Source organism: Campylobacter lari subsp. concheus (assembly GCF_008245025.1).
In the GTDB taxonomy this organism is placed as follows: domain Bacteria; phylum Campylobacterota; class Campylobacteria; order Campylobacterales; family Campylobacteraceae; genus Campylobacter_D; species Campylobacter_D concheus.
Window position 1 is genome coordinate 610,427 of the sequence record NZ_CP043426.1, and the last position, 17,743, is coordinate 628,169.

Annotated in this window: 15 protein-coding genes and 1 pseudogene; 8 read left to right on the top strand and 8 right to left on the bottom strand. The window is 28.3% G+C overall.

Going from position 1 to position 17,743, the window contains the following annotated elements; genetic code table 11:
- Positions 1–44: 44 nt before the first annotated feature.
- The 3 genes from CLCT_RS03230 to murJ are packed head-to-tail and all read right to left on the bottom strand — an operon-like array spanning position 45 to position 4,637.
- Positions 45–1,808: an ABC transporter ATP-binding protein gene (locus CLCT_RS03230; RefSeq protein ID WP_149062232.1), complete on the bottom strand. Its 1,764-nt coding sequence runs from the start codon at positions 1,806–1,808 to the stop codon at positions 45–47.
- Positions 1,801–3,183, bottom strand: coding sequence for a cysteine--tRNA ligase (cysS, locus tag CLCT_RS03235; protein WP_149062233.1), 1,383 nt, complete (start codon positions 3,181–3,183; stop codon positions 1,801–1,803). The genes CLCT_RS03230 and cysS overlap by 8 nt, the downstream gene beginning before the upstream one ends.
- On the bottom strand, positions 3,183–4,637 hold the full coding sequence (gene murJ, locus CLCT_RS03240; protein WP_149062234.1) for a murein biosynthesis integral membrane protein MurJ: 1,455 nt from the start codon (positions 4,635–4,637) through the stop codon (positions 3,183–3,185). Before murJ ends, cysS begins: the two co-directional genes overlap by 1 nt.
- A gap of 124 nt (positions 4,638–4,761) precedes the next feature.
- Between murJ and CLCT_RS03245 the strand changes: the two genes are divergently transcribed.
- The 6 genes from CLCT_RS03245 to CLCT_RS03270 are packed head-to-tail and all read left to right on the top strand — an operon-like array spanning position 4,762 to position 10,580.
- Positions 4,762–6,609 carry a flagellar assembly protein A gene (locus tag CLCT_RS03245; RefSeq protein WP_149062235.1) on the top strand — a complete coding sequence of 616 codons (1,848 nt, stop codon included), beginning with the start codon at positions 4,762–4,764 and terminating at the stop codon, positions 6,607–6,609.
- A gap of 5 nt (positions 6,610–6,614) precedes the next feature.
- On the top strand, positions 6,615–7,166 hold the full coding sequence (gene ruvA, locus CLCT_RS03250; RefSeq protein ID WP_149062236.1) for a Holliday junction branch migration protein RuvA: 552 nt from the start codon (positions 6,615–6,617) through the stop codon (positions 7,164–7,166).
- Positions 7,167–7,182: 16 nt separating this feature from the next.
- Positions 7,183–8,223: a D-alanine--D-alanine ligase gene (locus CLCT_RS03255; protein ID WP_149062237.1), complete on the top strand. Its 1,041-nt coding sequence runs from the start codon at positions 7,183–7,185 to the stop codon at positions 8,221–8,223.
- Between the two features lie 2 nt (positions 8,224–8,225).
- The gene (locus CLCT_RS03260; RefSeq protein WP_012661347.1) at positions 8,226–8,441 is read left to right on the top strand and encodes a type II toxin-antitoxin system Phd/YefM family antitoxin; all 216 of its coding nucleotides are present in this window, start codon (positions 8,226–8,228) and stop codon (positions 8,439–8,441) included.
- Between the two features lie 2 nt (positions 8,442–8,443).
- Complete coding sequence (gene estV / locus CLCT_RS03265) at positions 8,444–9,187, top strand: EstV family lipase (protein WP_149062238.1); 744 nt, start codon at positions 8,444–8,446, stop codon at positions 9,185–9,187.
- Positions 9,180–10,580 carry a Mur ligase family protein gene (locus tag CLCT_RS03270; RefSeq protein ID WP_149062239.1) on the top strand — a complete coding sequence of 467 codons (1,401 nt, stop codon included), beginning with the start codon at positions 9,180–9,182 and terminating at the stop codon, positions 10,578–10,580. Before estV ends, CLCT_RS03270 begins: the two co-directional genes overlap by 8 nt.
- Positions 10,581–10,591: 11 nt before the next feature.
- Here the strand turns inward: CLCT_RS03270 and flgH are convergent, their stop codons facing one another.
- Positions 10,592–11,293: a flagellar basal body L-ring protein FlgH gene (flgH, locus tag CLCT_RS03275; protein ID WP_039668276.1), complete on the bottom strand. Its 702-nt coding sequence runs from the start codon at positions 11,291–11,293 to the stop codon at positions 10,592–10,594.
- An 86-nt stretch (positions 11,294–11,379) separates the two neighbouring features.
- Between flgH and pta the strand changes: the two genes are divergently transcribed.
- Both pta and CLCT_RS03285 read left to right on the top strand, forming a co-directional pair.
- Positions 11,380–12,849 (top strand): phosphate acetyltransferase, encoded by a 1,470-nt coding sequence (pta, locus tag CLCT_RS03280; RefSeq protein ID WP_149062240.1) that lies wholly within the window; start codon positions 11,380–11,382, stop codon positions 12,847–12,849.
- An 8-nt stretch (positions 12,850–12,857) separates the two neighbouring features.
- Positions 12,858–14,042, top strand: coding sequence for an acetate kinase (locus CLCT_RS03285; protein ID WP_149062241.1), 1,185 nt, complete (start codon positions 12,858–12,860; stop codon positions 14,040–14,042).
- 28 nt (positions 14,043–14,070) lie between these two features.
- Here CLCT_RS03285 and CLCT_RS03290 read toward each other — a convergent pair whose 3' ends face one another.
- The 4 genes and pseudogenes from CLCT_RS03290 to CLCT_RS03305 form a co-directional block, all read right to left on the bottom strand.
- Positions 14,071–14,841 (bottom strand): MetQ/NlpA family ABC transporter substrate-binding protein, encoded by a 771-nt coding sequence (locus CLCT_RS03290; RefSeq protein WP_039668278.1) that lies wholly within the window; start codon positions 14,839–14,841, stop codon positions 14,071–14,073.
- A 70-nt stretch (positions 14,842–14,911) separates the two neighbouring features.
- On the bottom strand, positions 14,912–16,117 hold the full coding sequence (locus tag CLCT_RS03295; RefSeq protein WP_149062242.1) for a DUF8374 domain-containing protein: 1,206 nt from the start codon (positions 16,115–16,117) through the stop codon (positions 14,912–14,914).
- A 9-nt stretch (positions 16,118–16,126) separates the two neighbouring features.
- A pseudogene (locus CLCT_RS03300) lies at positions 16,127–16,789 on the bottom strand (methionine ABC transporter permease); the annotation flags it as partial.
- Complete coding sequence (locus CLCT_RS03305) at positions 16,786–17,742, bottom strand: methionine ABC transporter ATP-binding protein (protein WP_039668279.1); 957 nt, start codon at positions 17,740–17,742, stop codon at positions 16,786–16,788. The gene CLCT_RS03305 and the pseudogene CLCT_RS03300, both read right to left, overlap by 4 nt.
- Between the last annotated feature and the right edge of the window lies 1 nt (position 17,743).

Below are 17,743 nucleotides of genomic sequence, written 5' to 3' on the forward strand. Positions count from 1 at the left end.
CTTTATTTGCAAAATAGCATATTGTACTAAAAAAATGATAATTTTTAGTTTTCATTTTCTTTGACTTTATCAGTTTTTTGTGCTTTTTGTTTTAATTTTTGATAAATTTCACAATGTTGCATTAAATAAGCATCATTTCCTATAGAAGCTATTTTTCCTTTATCAAGCACAGCGATTTTATCAGCATTTTCTATGGTGCTAAGTCTATGAGCGATGATGAGTATCAAACGATCTTTTTTTAAGCTTTCTATAGTTTTTACTATGGTTTTTTCGCTTTCATTATCAAGTGCTGAAGTTGCTTCATCAAAAATTAAAATTTGAGGATTTTTATATAAAGCCCTTGCTATAGCAATGCGTTGTTTTTGTCCGCCGGAGAGATTTTTCCCATGTTCTTTTAATTCAGTATGTATACCACCAAGGTCTTGGACAAAATCATAAGCATTTGCTTGTTTTAAAACTTCTATTACACGTGCTTCATCGTATTCTTTAGCATAAGCTATATTTTGAGCTATAGTGTCATTAAATATATAAATATTTTGAGTTACCAAAGAAATATTCTCTCTTAAACTAACAATATCAAAAGAACTAATATCTTTTTGATTGATTAAAATTTCACCATTATCTTTTTCAAAAAAATACATCAAAAGATTAATAATAGAAGATTTTCCTCCACCGCTTGATCCAACTAAGGCTAGAATTTCTCCTTTATCAAAAGAAAAATTTACATCTTTTAATACCATTTTATCTTTTTGATAGCTTAAAGAGACATTTTTAAAATGGATATTTTGGATATTTTCTGTAAGTTTTTCATTACCACCTGTAATTTGTGGTTTTAAATCGGTTAAATAAAAAGTTCTCTCACTAGCTGCTACTGCATTTTGTAATCTTGTATAAAGCGAAGAAAGTCTTTTAATAGGTGTATAAGCCATAAATAAAGCCGTAGTGAAGCTAAAAAAAGATCCTATGCTTAAGCTTCCATCGATTACTTCTTTACCACCTATTATAATTACTATTGCAAAGCCAATTGAACCCATAGATTCCATCAAAGGGCTACTTAAAGCTTCGATTCTAATGCCTTTTAAGGAAAGTTTGCAAACTTCACTATTAGTTTGGCTGAATTTTTGCATTTCATTTTTGCCTGCATTAGAAGCTTTAATAAGTTCTATATTGGAAAAGATTTCGCTTAATCTTGAAGTAAGATCAGAATTTTTTTCTTGGGTATTGCGTCCTATTTTTTTGATTTTTTTGGCAAAAATAGCAAGAGGATAAATTGCTAAAGGTAAAATTACTAAAGCAAAAAAAGCAAGTTTTGGACTTTGATAAATCACCACACTTAAAAGCCCAATTGCAGTTAAGCTTTCTCTTAAAATTTCAGGTATGATAGTAGAAACTATATTTTGCAGAGCTCCAATATCAGAAGTACAACGACTAATTAATTCTCCACTTCTGTATTTATGAAAAAAGCTCATATCTAAGCGCAAAAGATTACCAAGAACTAATTCTCTTAATCTTCTTAAAATATCTGTTCCAACATAAGATACATAATAAACTTGCATATAAGCACCAAGATTTTTTAAAGCATAAATTAAAACAACAAGCAAAGGCATATAATAAAGCAAATCAACATTTTTTTCTATAAAAATTTTATTTAAAATAGGCTCTATGATGTATGCACTAGCAGCTGTGCCACCACTAGTTAAAAGCATGCCAATAATAGCTAAAACAAAATAAAACCAATAATCTTTATAATAAGGCTTAAAGCGAGTAAAAACCTCTTTAAGTTTCATTTCTTTGTAGTTTTTATCCATTTTTCTCCCATACTACACCATTTGGTGTATCCATTAAAAGAATATTCTCTTTAGCTAAATCATCACGAATTTGATCTGCTAAGGCATAGTTTTTTTCTTGTTTTGCCTTATTGCGTAGAGTGATTTTTTCTTCTATTTCTTGACATTTTTCTTCACTAATGCCAAATTGAAAATATTTTATGGTATCTATAAAACCTATGCCAAAAATAAAAGAAAGTTCTTTTAAGGTTTTTTCTAATTGTATTTTATAAGTTTTATCTTTTGGGTTTTGATCTAAGTAAATATTACTTTCATTGATAAACTCATCAAGTAAAGCTAGGGCTTTAGAGGTATTTAAATCATCATTTAAAACTTCTAAGATATTTTGAGACACTTTACTCTCTATAATAGTTTTTTCATCTATAAAAGCATTTAAATTTAAGCGTTTTTTTAAGCGATAAAATTTATCAAGTCTTTTTTTAGCAGCTTGTAAGTCTTCTAAAGCATAATTAAAATGCGCTCTATAATGTACACTTAAAAGATAAAATCTCAAAACCTCTCCATTAAAAAGTTTTAAAGAATCTTTTAGAAAAAAACTATTTCCCAAGCTTTTACTCATTTTTTCACCATTAATTTGTACAAAGCCATTATGTAGCCAAAAATTAGCTAATTCATGATTGTTTTTACAACGACACTGACAAGCTTCATTTTCATGATGAGGAAAAAGTAAATCTATCCCCCCAGCATGAATGTCAAGTTTATCTTTAAAAATATTCTCTATCATCACAACACATTCTGTGTGCCAACCTGGTCTTCCTTTGCCAAAACTTGCAGGATAAAATTTTTCATCAAATTTCCATAAAACAAAATCACTATCATTTTTTTTGGCCGCGTTTTCTTTTAGGCGTGATTGACTATCTTCTAAATTTCTTTTAGAGATATAAAAGTATTTATCATCCTTGCTAGTATCAAAATAAATCCCATCTTCAAGTTTATAAGCTAGGTTTAATTCTAAAAGTTTTTCTATATAAGTAGTCATTTGCTCAATATAAGCTGTAGCTTTTGGTTTAAAATCAGGTTCTAAGATATTAAGCGCTTGCATATCTTCTTCATATCTTTTAATATAAAAATTTGTAATTTCTTCTAAACTTTTACCGCTTTCTTGCATTTTTTTTAAGATTTTATCATCAATATCAGTGTAATTTCTAGCAAAAATCACTTCATAATGACTTGCTATCAAAACTCTTCTTAAAAAATCAAAACACACACTACTTCTTGCATGTCCTAAATGCGCATCATCATATACAGTAGGTCCACATAGATAAATGTTTGCTTTTTTTGCCTTATGTGGGATAAATTCGCATTTTTTCTTTAAAACACTATCAAAAAAAACCATTAAAATAAACCTTTAAAAAAATGATAAAGTTCAATTAAAAATTGTATTAAAATATCTTTAATTTCAAATAAGCCTAAAGCAAATAAGCTTAAAAATACTATACTAATAAGCCAAAATTTAACCCTAAAAATACCCCAAATATTTTTAAAGCCAAATTCTTTTATATTAGCATATAACAAATAAAAAGCACTAATAGATGAAGCTAGTGCAATACCTAAGCTCTTATAAGCTTCTTCTTTGATAAGTAAAATAATCACTATGCTAAAAAATGCTGATATAAAAAGTGTTTTAAAGGCTATTATAGCGGCTATTTTTTGTTTAAATTTAGCATAAAGCCATAAAGAAAAAAGTTTTTGCAAGCCAAAAGGCAAAAGTCCCAAAAGATAAGCTTGTAATAAAAATGCAGTAATTTTTGTATCTTCTTGATTAAAATTTCCTCTTTGAAATAAAAACTCCACAATTTCTTTTGCTAAAATAATCCCTACTATACTAGCTAAAATTAAAAGTACACTTAAATATTCAAAAGCTTTTTGCATAAAAGCTAAGGCTTTTTGTTCTTCATTTGCTTTTAAATGTCTTAGTATTTTTGGAAAGCTTACTTGACTTAGGGCGATTGCAAAAAGTGCTAAAGGAAGCTGAAAAACCCTATTAGAATAATACAAATACGAAATACTTCCAGCCATTAAAAAACTAGCTATAGTAGTATCCAATAAAGAACTAATTTGATTTGCTGAAGAGCCTAAAAGTCCATGAGTAAATGTAGAGTGAAATTTATTTAAATTAGTCTTTGTTTTTTTAAGTTTTATGCTCAAATACATACTTTTTAAAATTCTAGTGTTTTTTAAAGCAAAAATATGCCATATAAGTTGAGCTAGACCACTTAAAACAGTCGCATACGAAAAATAATACAAAGCTTCTAAAGGTTTATCTTGAGTGACAAAAAATCCGGCAATTACCACAAAAAGATTAAAAAATGAAGCAGAAAAAGAAGTGATGAAAAAATTTTGTTTATAATTTAACAAAGAGCCTAAAAAAGTTACTAAAAAAATAAAAAATAAATACCAAAAATTAATAGAAACTAAAGGTGCAGCTAGGATAATTGTTTCTTTATTAAAACCAAAGGCAAAAATCTTTGTAAAAAATTCAGCAAAAAAACTCACTAAAACACAGGTTAAAAAAACAATTATGCTAAATTGCAATAAAACTTTTATACAAAAAGCACCTTTTTTACTTGCTTTTAAAAAACTTGGTAAAAAAGCTTGTCCAAAAGCCCCTTCTGCAAAAATTCTTCTAAAAAAAGCAGGCATTTTTAAGGCCACAAAGAAAATATCACTATAAATTCCAGCCCCTAAGTACAAGGCTAAAACAATATCTCTTAAAACACCCATAATCCTAGAAAATAAAATTCCTAAGGCATTGATGATAAAATTTTTAAAAACAATATTTTTTCTCATTAATTTTCATTCTTTAAATATTAGTTTGAGTATTATAAAATTTTTAGTAGCAATAATTTTAACTAAATTTTGATTTTATTTTTGCTAAAATCAAAATTTTATATACAATAAGGAAGCTTAAGCTATGGAAGAGAAGAAAATTTTATATACTAAAGACCCTTATAAAGAGCTTTTGATATTTGCTTCTGAAAATAAATGCGAAATTGATGAACTTGATTTTAGATTATTAAGTTTTAGTACTTCTTATACTTATGATAATCAAGAATGGATAAAAGTTAATGAAAAAGAATTAAAAATTTTTGAAGAAGATGAAAAATTTTTAATTCATGATTTAAGTATAGAGCAAGAGTACAAAATAGAAATTTATTTTAAAAAATTTACACACTCACCAGCTTTTGAGGTTAGTTTATACGCTAACGAAATTTGTACTTTATTAAAAGCTAATGTCAAAGCTAGTGAAATTATTGCTTTTCATGATAAATTGGCGCTAGAACTTTTAGAAGCTATTTATAAAGCGATGGTAAAAGAGAAATATTTGCTTGGATTTAGAATTTTTGATTTTAAAAAGCAAATTATTGATTTTAATACCAAAGTTAAAGAAAAGCAAAAATTTGATTTTGAAGTTGATTTTGAAGTATGTAAGGGAGTTAATCCACAAGAGCCTACAAATGAAGAAATTCAATATCACTATCTAGAAAATCTAAAAAAGCACAATGATGTGATGAATAGAAACTATGTAGCACCCATAGGAAAAGATGAGGTGGCTATTGAGAGGATTAAACCAAAAGAGGGCAGTGATGGCAAAGATTTAAGATTTAAAATTTTAAAAGCTCTTCCGCCAAAAACAAACAAAGAAAAAGTTGTTTGTTCGGATGATTTTGAAGTTAAAGAAGATGATGAAAGTATAAAATATATTGCTAAAAAAGATGGCTTTATTATCCAAAAAAAATCTATTTACGAGATAGAAAATTATTTAGAATTTAACAAGGTTGATTTTAAAAGTACGGGTTCTATTTGGGCGGGTTTTGATAAGCAAGTTATTATTGTGATTAAAAATACAAATAGCTTAGAAGATGCAATAGGTCCTAGGATTACCGTTGAAGCCCAGGAATTAGAAGTTACTGGCAATATGGCTCAAGATTCTGTTTTAAGAGGTAAAAAAGTAATTCTTAAAGGTAATATGCATCATAAAAGCACTATTATAGGGCAAAAGGTTGAGGTTAATATCTTAAGAGGATATTGTGAGGCCGAGGAAGTTTTTGTTGAAACTTTAGAAAATGGCTCTATCAAGGCTAAAAAAGTAAATATTAAAAAGGCCGTGGGTGGGGAGATTATTGCTGATGAAATTTATATACAAGAACTCGGTGGTAATTGTTTATGTATTGCTAAAAGCTTGATTCGTGTTGAAAAAGTTCAAGGAAGTGGTAATAAACTTGTAATTCAAGATCTCAAAGCTTTTGATAAAGAAAAAAGTGGGGAAGAGATACTCTTGCATATTGATGAGTTGAAAAAAGAACAAGAAAATTTAGTCAAAGAAATTGAAGAAACCAAGCATACTATCCATGTGAGTAAAGATTCTGTGAGAATTTTACAGCAAAAGGCAAAAGAGTTAATGAGTGCAAAAAGAGCTATACCGCAAGCTTATAAGATTACTATTAAAGATTTTAATCAAAAGATTGAAAATTTAAATATTTTAGCTAATGAAATAGAAACCTTAAAAGAAGAAGAAAAAGCAAATATAGAAAAACTTAAAAAAATTCAAGATGAACTTTTAAAATCAAAAATTATTAATAAAAGTGGAAAATGGATGGATCTAAACGAGGTTAAATTTGTTTTATTAAATCCTAGGAAAGAATTAAGCTATCATCCCCATAGCGAAGAAAAAATTCAATGTTTTGAGCTTGAAAAAATAGATACCGAAAATAGGATAAGTGTTTATGAAATTCGTTCTATTAGTAACTACAAGGAATAAGTTAAATGATAGTGGCAATTGAAGGAATAGTGAGTAAAAAAGAGCCTACCTTTGTAGTTTTAAAAACTTCAAGTGGGGTGAGTTATGGTGTTTATGTGTCGCTTTTTTGCTCAAGTAATTTTGAAAAAGATCAAAAGGTTGAGTTTTTAATCACGCAAATTATCAAAGAAGACTCTCATAAATTATATGGATTTTTAGATATTAATGAGCAAAGAATGTTTGAATTGTTAATTAAAATTAGTGGTATAGGAGCAACTACTGCTATGGCGCTTTGCTCAAGCTTAGATACTAATACTTTTTATGCAGCTTTGCAAAATGGCGATGAGAGTGTATTTAAAAAGGTTCCTGGTATTGGTCCAAAGAGTGCAAAAAGAATTATAGCTGAGTTAAGTGATGCAAAAATCAATATAGAAAATTCTAATCAAGACCAAGCACAAGCTTTGGCAGCTTTACTTTCACTTGGTTTTAAACAAGAAAATATTTTAAAGGTTTTAAGAACTTGTGAGAGTAAAAATACCAGTGAGCTTATTAAAGAGGCTTTGAAAAAATTAGCATAATAAAAGGAAAAATATAATGATATATGGTGTAATTTTTGGTGCAAATTCTTATGAGCATGAAATTAGCATTGTGAGTGCTGTGGTATTAAAAAAAGTACTCAAGGTGCAAAAAAAATTTATATTTTGTGATAAAAATAAAGAATTTTTTCTTATAGATGAAGAAAAAATGAATGCAAAAACTTTTAGCAGTGGTGCTTACAAAAAAGAAAAAGTCTTGGTATTAAAGCAGGGTGGATTTTTTATCAAAACCATGTTAGGTGAGAAAAAACTTGACATTGATGTAGCAGTAAATATCGTACATGGAAAAGATGGTGAGGATGGTAAAATAGCTGCTTTGCTTGATTTTTATGGCATAAAATATATAGGTCCACGCATAGAAGCTAGCGTTTTATCCTTTAATAAGGTTTTAACTAAACTTTATGCACAAAGTGTAGGGGTAAAAACACTTGATTATAAGGTTTTAAATTTGCATAAAGAGCAAAATATTTCTTTGGACTTTCCTTGTATTTTAAAGCCTGCAAGATTAGGTAGTAGTATAGGTATAAGTATAGTTAAAGATGAAAGCGAGCTTAAATATGCCAAAGATGTTGCTTTTGAATTTGATGAGGATGTTGTGGTTGAAAAATTCGTAAGCAATATTAAAGAATATAACTTAGCAGGTTGTATGATAGGTGAAAAAATGGAATTTTCTATTATTGAAGAGCCTAGAAAAAATGAAATTTTAGATTTTGAACAAAAATATTTAGGTTTTTCAGAAAGTTCTAAAGTCAGTGAAGCAAATATTAGCGAAGAATTAAAGCAAAAACTAAGGGATAATTTTACTAGAATTTACAATCCTTTGTTTAAAGGAGCTTTGATTCGCTGTGATTTTTTTGTGATAGGTGATGAGGTTTATTTAAATGAGATCAATCCAAATCCAGGATCATTGGCAAATTATTTATTTGAAGATTTTACTAATACAGTTGATAATTTAGCTAAAAATATAGAGCTAGAAAAGCAAATTAAGATTGATTATGCTTTTATTCACAGTATTAATGGGCAAAAAGGTAAGTTATAATCATGGCTACTTTTAGCAAAGATGAAATTTATACTGCAACTGAAGTAGTAAGAAATTTCAGTACTATGCTTGAAAAAACAAAAAAGAGCGAAAATGGTAGAGTGGTAATTGTAAAAAATAATAAATTTGAAGCCGTGCTTTTAAGCTTTGAAGAATATGAGCGTTTAAATGAAGCTGTAATGCTTTTAGAAAAGATTTATAAAGATAAAAAAGGCTAGAAATGGCAAAAACTAGAGTATATTCTAATGGATATTTTTATAATTTAAGTTATGAAATCATTAATCCAAAATGCGAAAAAACAATTCTCATTTTACACGGTTGGGGTGCTAATAAAGAGCTTATGAAACAAGCTTTTGAAAAGCCTTTGAATGATTTTAAACAAATTTATTTAGATTTGCCTGGTTTTGGAAATTCAAGTGTAGATGCAGCTATGGATTCTTATGCTTATGCTAAGGTTGTAGAAGACTTTTTAACTACAATTGAGCAAAAGGCAGATTATTTAATGGGGCATTCTTTTGGTGGAAAAGTTGCGACTATTATGTGTCAAAATGCTAATTTTCAGGGTTTGATTTTACTTTCTAGTGCAGGTGTTGTTTTACCAAAAAGTTTTAAGGTGAAGTTTAAAATAGCCTTGTTTAAAATTTTAAAAAATCTTCCTTATGGGGATTTTTGGAGGAAATTTTTTATTAGTAAAGATGCTCAAGGTATGAATGAAGTGATGTATGAAACCTTTAAGAAGGTTGTTAATGAAAATTTAGAAAATGAATTTCAAAAGCTTAAAAACTCTATTTTGATTTTTTGGGGTAATGAAGATAAAGCTACGCCTTTAAAAAGTGGAGCAATTATTCATTCTCTAGCACAAAAAGGGAAATTTTTTGCATTAGACGGGGATCATTTTTTCTTTTTAAAACATGCTGATTTTATAAATGAAAAAATACATGAGGAATTTTTAAAAAATGATTAGTATGATAGCTTTTTTAAGTTTGAATTTTTTACTTGGATTTTACCTGATTTTAGCTTTGCAGTGGTATTCTTATAAATTCTCACGTATAATTTTACATTTTGCTAAGCCTTTATGGCATTTATATTTTTTAATAATTCCTTATTTTGCTTTTGTGTTTTCTTTATATAGTGGAAATTTTTATTTATATTTTATAGTTTTTGCTTTATCTTTGTTATATGGTGGATACTTATATAAAAATTTAGATAAAAAGCTAGTTTTTACTGCTAGGATTAAGCGTTATTTTTTATTTTTGTCGCTTTTTACTTTAGTATTTATGCCATTTTTTTGGATAGGTTTAGAAGCTTTAGTAGTTGCATTTTTATTAAGTTTTTTAGTAGAAAAAATAAACCAAAATACATTTATAAAAAAGGCAAGTAAAAAGATTTGTGATAATCCAAATTTAAAAATTATTTTAATTACTGCAAGTTTTGGAAAAACAAGTATAAAAAATTTTTTATACGAACTTTTAAAAGATGAGTTTAAGTGCTATAAAACTCCAAGAAGTGTTAATACTTTCATGGGTATAGTAAAAGATATCAATGAAAATTTAGAAAATAATACTGAAATTTATATCGTAGAAGCTGGTGCAAGAGAGCAAAATGATATTTTAGAAATTACAGAGTTTTTAAATCCTCAAATTTGCATAGTGGGTGAGATTGGCTTGGCACATTTGGAGTATTTTAAAACTCAAAATAATATCCGCAGTGCTAAGTTGCAAGCTTTAAAATCAAAGCGTTTGGAAAAATACTTTTTACACTCAAGCACCTTATATGAAAATGAATTTTATGATGATTGTTTAAGTGATGTTAGGGCAAGTTTAGAAGGTTTAGATTTTAAAATAAGATTAGATGATGATATTTATGATTTTCATGCAAATTTACTAGGTGCTTTTAATGCTTATAATATTAGTGTATGTATTTTACTTGCTCATTATTTAGGAATAAAAATAGAAAAGATTATAAAAGGTGTATCAAATTTAAAAGCAGTAGAGCATCGTTTGCAAGTGATTTCTAAAGAGCCTAAATTTATCATAGATGATGGTTTTAATGGAAATTTTAAAGGTATGAGTCAAAGCTATGAGCTTTGTAAAAGCTATCAAGGAAGAAAAGTTTTGGTAACTCCTGGTATAGTTGAAGTTAATGAAAAAGAAAATATAAAATTATGCAAGATAATTAATGAATGTTTTGATTTTGTAATTATTACTTCAGAGGCTAATAGTGTGATTTTGCAAAAATACATCACATTAGATTTTTATGTATTAAAAGAAAAATCTCAACTTGTGCAAACTTTATCAAAATTAACCCAAAATGGAGATTTGATTTTATTTTCTAATGATGCACCAAGTTTTATGTAAAACCATTTAGCTTAAAAAGGCCAAATGGTTTCCATGAATTTTGTCCCCCAAGGCTTACGTGTTGATTTATCTATATCACCTTCTGTTTTATAAAGAATTTTTGCATCAGCTATGTATTTACTATCTATCATATTATCCTGAGAAATATCATAAGGTCTTATAACCCCACTTAGCTGAATGATTTGCTTTTCCCCATTAATTAAAAGCTCACGACTTCCTTCTATAAAATAATTTCCATTAGATAAAACTTTAATCACTCTAGCAGAAATGGTGGTTTGGAAATTTTCACTTCTAGTTTGGCTTCCTGTACCTTGATATTGTGAAGTGCTTGCTGTGGTATAACCTATATTTGTATAATCATTGATAAAATCTCTAGCTTTGCTAAGTCCAGCACCAGTGGTTATTTGTCCCCCGCCTAAATTAACATTATTATTTTTACTTGTAGCTTTAGAGCCTTGTGAATTTTGTGTAGCATTTTCTCTAATGACTACAGTTACTAAATCATTTACATTCATTGCTTTTTTATCAGAAAACAAAGGATTATCTCCTTTGCCAAACAGTGATCCAGGATTACTTTGAGTATTGTTGTTTTGTTTAGGAGCTAGCTCTTCTACATAAGTCGGGGGTTTCATATTAATATGTGGATCGACTGTGGCACTACAACCAAACATTACAAAAGGTAACAAGTAAAAATTAACATTTTTAAATTTCATAGCTTTATAACCTTATATTATTGTGATGAATTTTAAAATTATTATATTACAAAAAAACAATTATTTTATTAAAAAAAGAGGAAAAAATGAAATCCATGTTTTTATTAAATTGTGTTGATGAGAAATTTTTAACACAATCTTTAGAAAAAATTCAAGGTAAAATAGCTTTTTATTTTCCTGTTTTTTGTGAAAAAAATAAAGAAAAAATTGCTTTAATATGCTCAAAAACCAATTTTAAGCTAGATTTTTTTAGTAGTTTTGAAAAAAATAATTATCAAAGCAAATTTACTCAAAATTCAAATTATTTTTTTAAAAAAATAATTCAAGATTATGAAAAAATAAAAAAAGAAAATGATTTTGCTATAGTGGTTGGAGTAGATGATTTTGGCTTGATGGGAGATTTGAGTTTAAATATAGCTTTAGCTAAAGAGCTAAATGCCCCATTATATGTAAAAAGTCAAGATGAAAATCATACTATGTTAAATTTTTTACTAAGTCAAAAGCTTGGTGACTTTGTTTTGTTAAAAGAAAATGAAGATTTTACTCAAGATTTATTACAAGAATATACCTATAAAACTCAGGCAAGATTTTCTTATGAGCTTTTTGAAAAAGCAAAAGCAGATAAAAAAATAGTGGTTTTACCTGAAAGTTTTGACGAAAGAGTATTAAAAGCTAGTGAGTTTTTAATGCAAAATGAGATTGTTGATTTGATTTTGCTAGGTGATAGCAATGAAATTTGTGCTAAAGCTAATAGTTTAAATATCAATATCGATGGTGTACGTATTATAAATCCTAAAAATTCTCAATATAATGAAGAATTTGAAGAGCTTTTGTATGAAGCTAGAAAAAGTAAAGGTATGAGTAAAGAAGAAGCTAAAAAGTTAGTGCAAGATAAAACATATTTTGCGACCTTGCTTGTACATACTCAAAAAGCACATGCTATGGTAAGTGGTGCGAGTACAACTACTGCTGAAACTATTCGTCCTGCCTTGCAAATTATCAAAACAAAACCTGATGTGAGTTTGGTTTCTGGTATGTTTTTTATGTCTTTAGAAGATAAGGTTTTAGTTTTTGCTGATTGTGCTGTTATGCCAAATCCAACCCCTGAGCAACTTGCTGAAATTGCTTATGTGAGTGCAAATAGTGCTAAAGCTTTTGGGCTTGAACCTAAAGTGGCTTTACTTTCATATTCTAGTGGAGATAGCGGAAGTGGGGCTAGTGTAGATACAATTAAAGAAGCTACTAAAATAGCTAAAGAAAAATATCCTCAACTTGAGCTAGAAGGTCCTATACAATTTGATGCAGCATATGATATGTTAACAGCAAAAAGCAAAATGCCAAATTCTAAAGTAGCAGGAAGAGTAAATGTATATGTGTTTCCTGATTTAAATGCGGCGAATATTTGTTATAAGGCTGTTCAAAGAACAGCAAATTCTTTAGCGATTGGCCCGATTTTACAAGGTCTTAAAAAACCAATTAATGATTTAAGTAGAGGTTGTTTGGTAGAAGATATTGTTAATACTGTAATTTTAAGTGCTATTCAAGCACAAGAATAAGGGGAAAAATGAAAATATTAGTTTTAAATTCAGGTTCATCTTCAATTAAATTTAAGCTTTTTGAAAAAGATGAAGCTTTGGCATCTGGTTTGGTGGAAAAAATAGGCGAGCAAAGCTCTAAAATAGAATTAAAAGATCTAAAAAGTGGTCAAAAATACAAAAAAGAATTAGCGATTAAAGACCATGAGCAGGGTATTGAATTAGTAAATGAATTATTTGCTCAAAGTGGAATTTTACATGATTTAAATGAGCTTGATGGATGTGGACATAGGATAGTTCATGGAGGGCCAAATTTAACCAAGCATTGTTTAGTAGATGATGAAATTTTAAAAGAAATTGATAGGGTTGCTCACATAGCACCTTTGCATAATCCTGCGCATTTAATAGGCATTAAAACTATGATAAAAGCCGCTCCAAAAGTTCCTAATGTGACAGTTTTTGACACAGCTTTTCATCAAAGTATGCCTGATTATGCTTATATGTATGCTTTACCTTATGAATTTTATGAAAAACACCAAGTAAGAAAATACGGCTTTCATGGTACATCACATTCTTATGTAAGCAAGCAAGCTGCACATATACTTGGTAAAGATATTAATGAATTTAATGCAATTAGTGCTCATCTTGGAAATGGTGCGAGTGTTTGTGCTATAGAAAATGGAAAATGCGTAGATACTTCTATGGGCTTTACACCGCTAGAAGGTTTGATCATGGGAACTAGATGTGGAGATATTGATCCTGCTGTATTGTCATTTTTAGCAAAAGAATTAAATTTAAACCCATCTGATTTAGACACTATAATGAATAAAAAAAGTGGTGTTTATGGAATTTGTGGGTTTAATGACTTTAGAGATATTGAAGCTCAAATTGAAGAAAATAATGAAAAAGCAAGACTTGCTCTTGATATGTTTTGTTATCGTTTGAGTAAATATATTGGTTCTTATTTTGCAATTTTACCTAGAGTTGATGCATTGATTTTTACAGCTGGTATAGGCGAAAATGATGATATTGTTAGAGTAAAAGTATGCCAAAGATTAGCGCATTTAGGATTTGATATAGATTTAGATAAAAATGCACAGCTTAGAAATGGTGAGATTAGTAAAAAAGACTCTAAAATTAAAATTTTAATTGTTCCAACAGAAGAAGAATTAGAAATAGCTAAAATTACCACAGAGCTTATTAAAAATAAATAACCTTGAGTTTTAAAACTCAAGGTTTGTTTTAAAATGCAGGAACTACTGCACCTTGGTATTTTTCATTGATAAAATCTTTTACTTTTTGACTTTGTAAAGCTTTTACTAAAGCTTTGATTTTAGGATTGTCTTTATTATCTTGAGTGGTTACTAAGATATTTGCATAAGGACTTTCTTTGTTTTCTATTAAAATAGAATCTTTTACAGGATTTAAATTTGCTGATAAGGCATAGTTTGAATTAATCACTGCAAAATCAACATCATCTAAAGCTCTTGGAAGTTGCGCTGCTTTTAATTCTTTAAATTTGATATTTTTTGGATTATCTTTAATATCAAGTGGAGTTTTTAATGCAGTATTTTCAAAACTAACTAGTTTAGTACTAGCAATAATATCCAAAGCTCTACTTTCATTTGTTGGATCATTTGGTACAGCTATGGTAGCATTTTGTGGAAGATCTTGGATGTTTTTATATTTTTTAGAATAAACTGCCATTGGTTCGATATGAATTTTTGCAACGCTAATTAATTTTGTACCTTTATTAGCATTAAACTCATCTAAATAAGGCTGATGTTGGAAAAAATTTGCATCAAGTTCTTTATTATCTGTACTAAGATTTGGTAAAACATAGTCATTAAATTCCTTAATTTCCAATGTATAACCTTCTTTTTTTAGCAAATCTTTAGTTTGTTCTAAAATTTCAGCATGAGGAACAGGTGTCGCACCTACAGTGATAACTTCATTAGCAAATAAACTTGCACCTAAAATTGTGCTTGCAGCGAGCAATTTTAACAATTTCATTTTAACTCCTTTTTATAGTTTAAAATGCTTGATTATATTATAAAAATATTAAAATAAGATAATAAAAGTTTTATTTTTGATTATTTTTATATTCTTTAATAAAAGACTTAAGTTTTTTTGCAAAAAATATATAACCACCTTTATACCAATTTTTTTGAGCCTTAATAAGAGCTTGTCCGATTTTGTAAGAATAGGTATTTTGATTTTTAATACCTTCACTTTTATAATCATCATAGCTTGATAAAGGTGGAAGTTTAAGATAAGGTTTTGTTTTTAAATCTTTTTGATATTGCTTGGCAAGTTTTGTGTGTTTATAGTAAATCTTTAGTAGAGTAAAAGGTAAAAAAGGAATTTTTTTCTTATTTTTAGTACATTCTATAAAAGCATAACCTAGTTTGTATGATAAATGATATCTTATTCTTGCTTTTGCCTGAGTGTTAATAGCTTTTATTCCTTCTAAATATCTGCTTCCACCAAGTTTTAACCATTTTTCATAATATTCTTGCCATTTAGGCCATGTTTGATTGCATAAAACATTGTTCCAAAAACGATTATTATTACCTTCAGCATGTGTTATAGAGGCTTTTTGTGATAAGTTGGTTCTATAATCAATATTTCCATTATAAGTATCTTTTAAATCTTTTATTTTAAATTTATGTTCTAGTACTAGTAGTGTAAACAATCCTTGATCGTTTAAATTTTGAATATTTTCGTTTAAATGTTTATATATAAATTGATAACATCTTAAAGGATTTGGTATAAGATCTGTAAAGACTAAAATTCCAGTTAAATACGTACGTTTTTGATGATGCTCTTTTTTTGCAGGCAGGCTTTCAAGAAGCAAAGTTTTACCCAATATTGCGCCAAAATGATATTTTTTAGTTCTTAATTTACTAAGTTCATCTATGCTTTTTAAAAGTAAAACATCAAAATCAAGATAAATAATACTTTCACATTCATCTAAAAACTTAAAAGCTTCAAATCTTGCAAAAGCCATATGTGTCCATCTTTTTAAGAAAAATAAATTATTAATATCGTTTTGATTTTTACCAAGAGTAGTTAAAAAATCTTCTTGGGTAAAAGGAGCGAATTTAATTATTTTGTTTTTGACAATTTTTTGCATGATATTTTGATCATTCAAGCTAAAACCATCATGTAAAATATAAAATACGTCCACCTTCTTACCCATAACATCCATGATGTTAATGAGTAAGGTTCCTATGGTAAAGCTTGAATTTTTAGTTGCTGCTAGTAAAATACCAAGTTTATGCTTCATTGTTTATCTTTTGGTGATTTTATAAAGAATATTTCCTATAAATTGTATGATTTGCACTAGTATAATTAAAATCACAACAGTTTGAATCATAATATCAGTTCTAAAACGCTCATAACCATAGCGAATAGCTACATCGCCCAAACCACCACCACCAACAGTTCCTGCCATAGCAGAAAATCCAATAACAATAATTAAAATTAAAGTAATACCATTAATAATGCTTGGCAAAGCCTCACTAAACATAACTTTGAAGATGATTTGCGCTTTGCTAGCTCCATAAGATCTTGCTGCTTCAATGATAGCAGGATCAATTTCTTTAAAAGCACTTTCAATCATTTTAGCTAAATAAGGTGCAATTCCTATGGTAAGTGGTACTATGGTGGCAGTTGTACCTATGCTAACACCAATAAGATATTTTGTAAAAGGACTTAAAACTACAATGAGCACTAAAAATGGAAAAGATCTTAAAATATTGATAATAAAATCAAGCACACTGTAAATACTTTTATTTTCCCATAAGCCACCTTTATCAGTAACAGTAAGTACAATTGCAGGGATAAGTGCGATTAAAAAGGCTAAAAAAGTGGCTGTAAAACTCATATAAAGAGTTTCTAATAATGCTGGATAAAGTATATTTTCAAAATTTCTTAAAATTGCTTCTAAATTCATTATACAAGCTCCCAAATAACACCATTTTCTTGTAAATATTTTAAAACTTTTTCTTGATCTTTAGCTTCTATATTGATCACCAAATTTCCTAAAGCATTATTATTTAGTTTTTCTATCTTACCCCAAACTATATTAAAATCAATATTTAAACTTCTGGCCATATGAGTGATTATGCTTTGATTTGCTTTTTCTTTACAAAAATATAAGCGCACATTGACACCATTTTGTGGTAAAAAATCACTTTCTCCTAAGAATTCACGCATTTTTTCACTTGGCTTTAAGAATAAATCCTCGATTTTCCCTTGACCTATGATTTGTCCATGTTCTAACAATACAGCCTTTTGTGCTATTTGTTTTACTGCTTCCATTTCATGAGTTACTAATACTACGCTGATATTAAATTCTTGATTGATTTTCGCAATAAGTTCTAAAATATTGTTTGTAGTATTTGGATCAAGTGCAGAAGTAGCTTCATCGCTTAGTAAAATTTTAGGATTTAAAGCAAGGGCTCTAGCTATAGCTACCCTTTGTTTTTGCCCACCACTTAGCTCATTTGGATAAGCCTTGCTTTTAGTTAAAAGGCCCACAAGATCTAAAAGTTCATTAACTCTTTTTTGAATTGTACTTTTGTCAAAATTATGAATTTCTAAAGGCATGGCCACATTTTCAAACACATTTTTTCTGCTCATGAGTGCAAAATGCTGAAAAATCATTCCTATATCTTTTCTAAATACTCTTAACTCTTTTTCTTTTAAAGTAGCTATTTCTTTACCAAAAACTTGCACGCTACCGCTTTGATAATTTTCCAAACCATTAATACATCTTAGCAAAGTTGATTTTCCTGCCCCGCTATGTCCAACAAGAGCATAAATTTCTCCTTCTTTAACTTCTAAAGAAACATCATTTATAACTAATTCTTTGCTATAATATTTTTTAAGATTTTGTATTTTTATCACT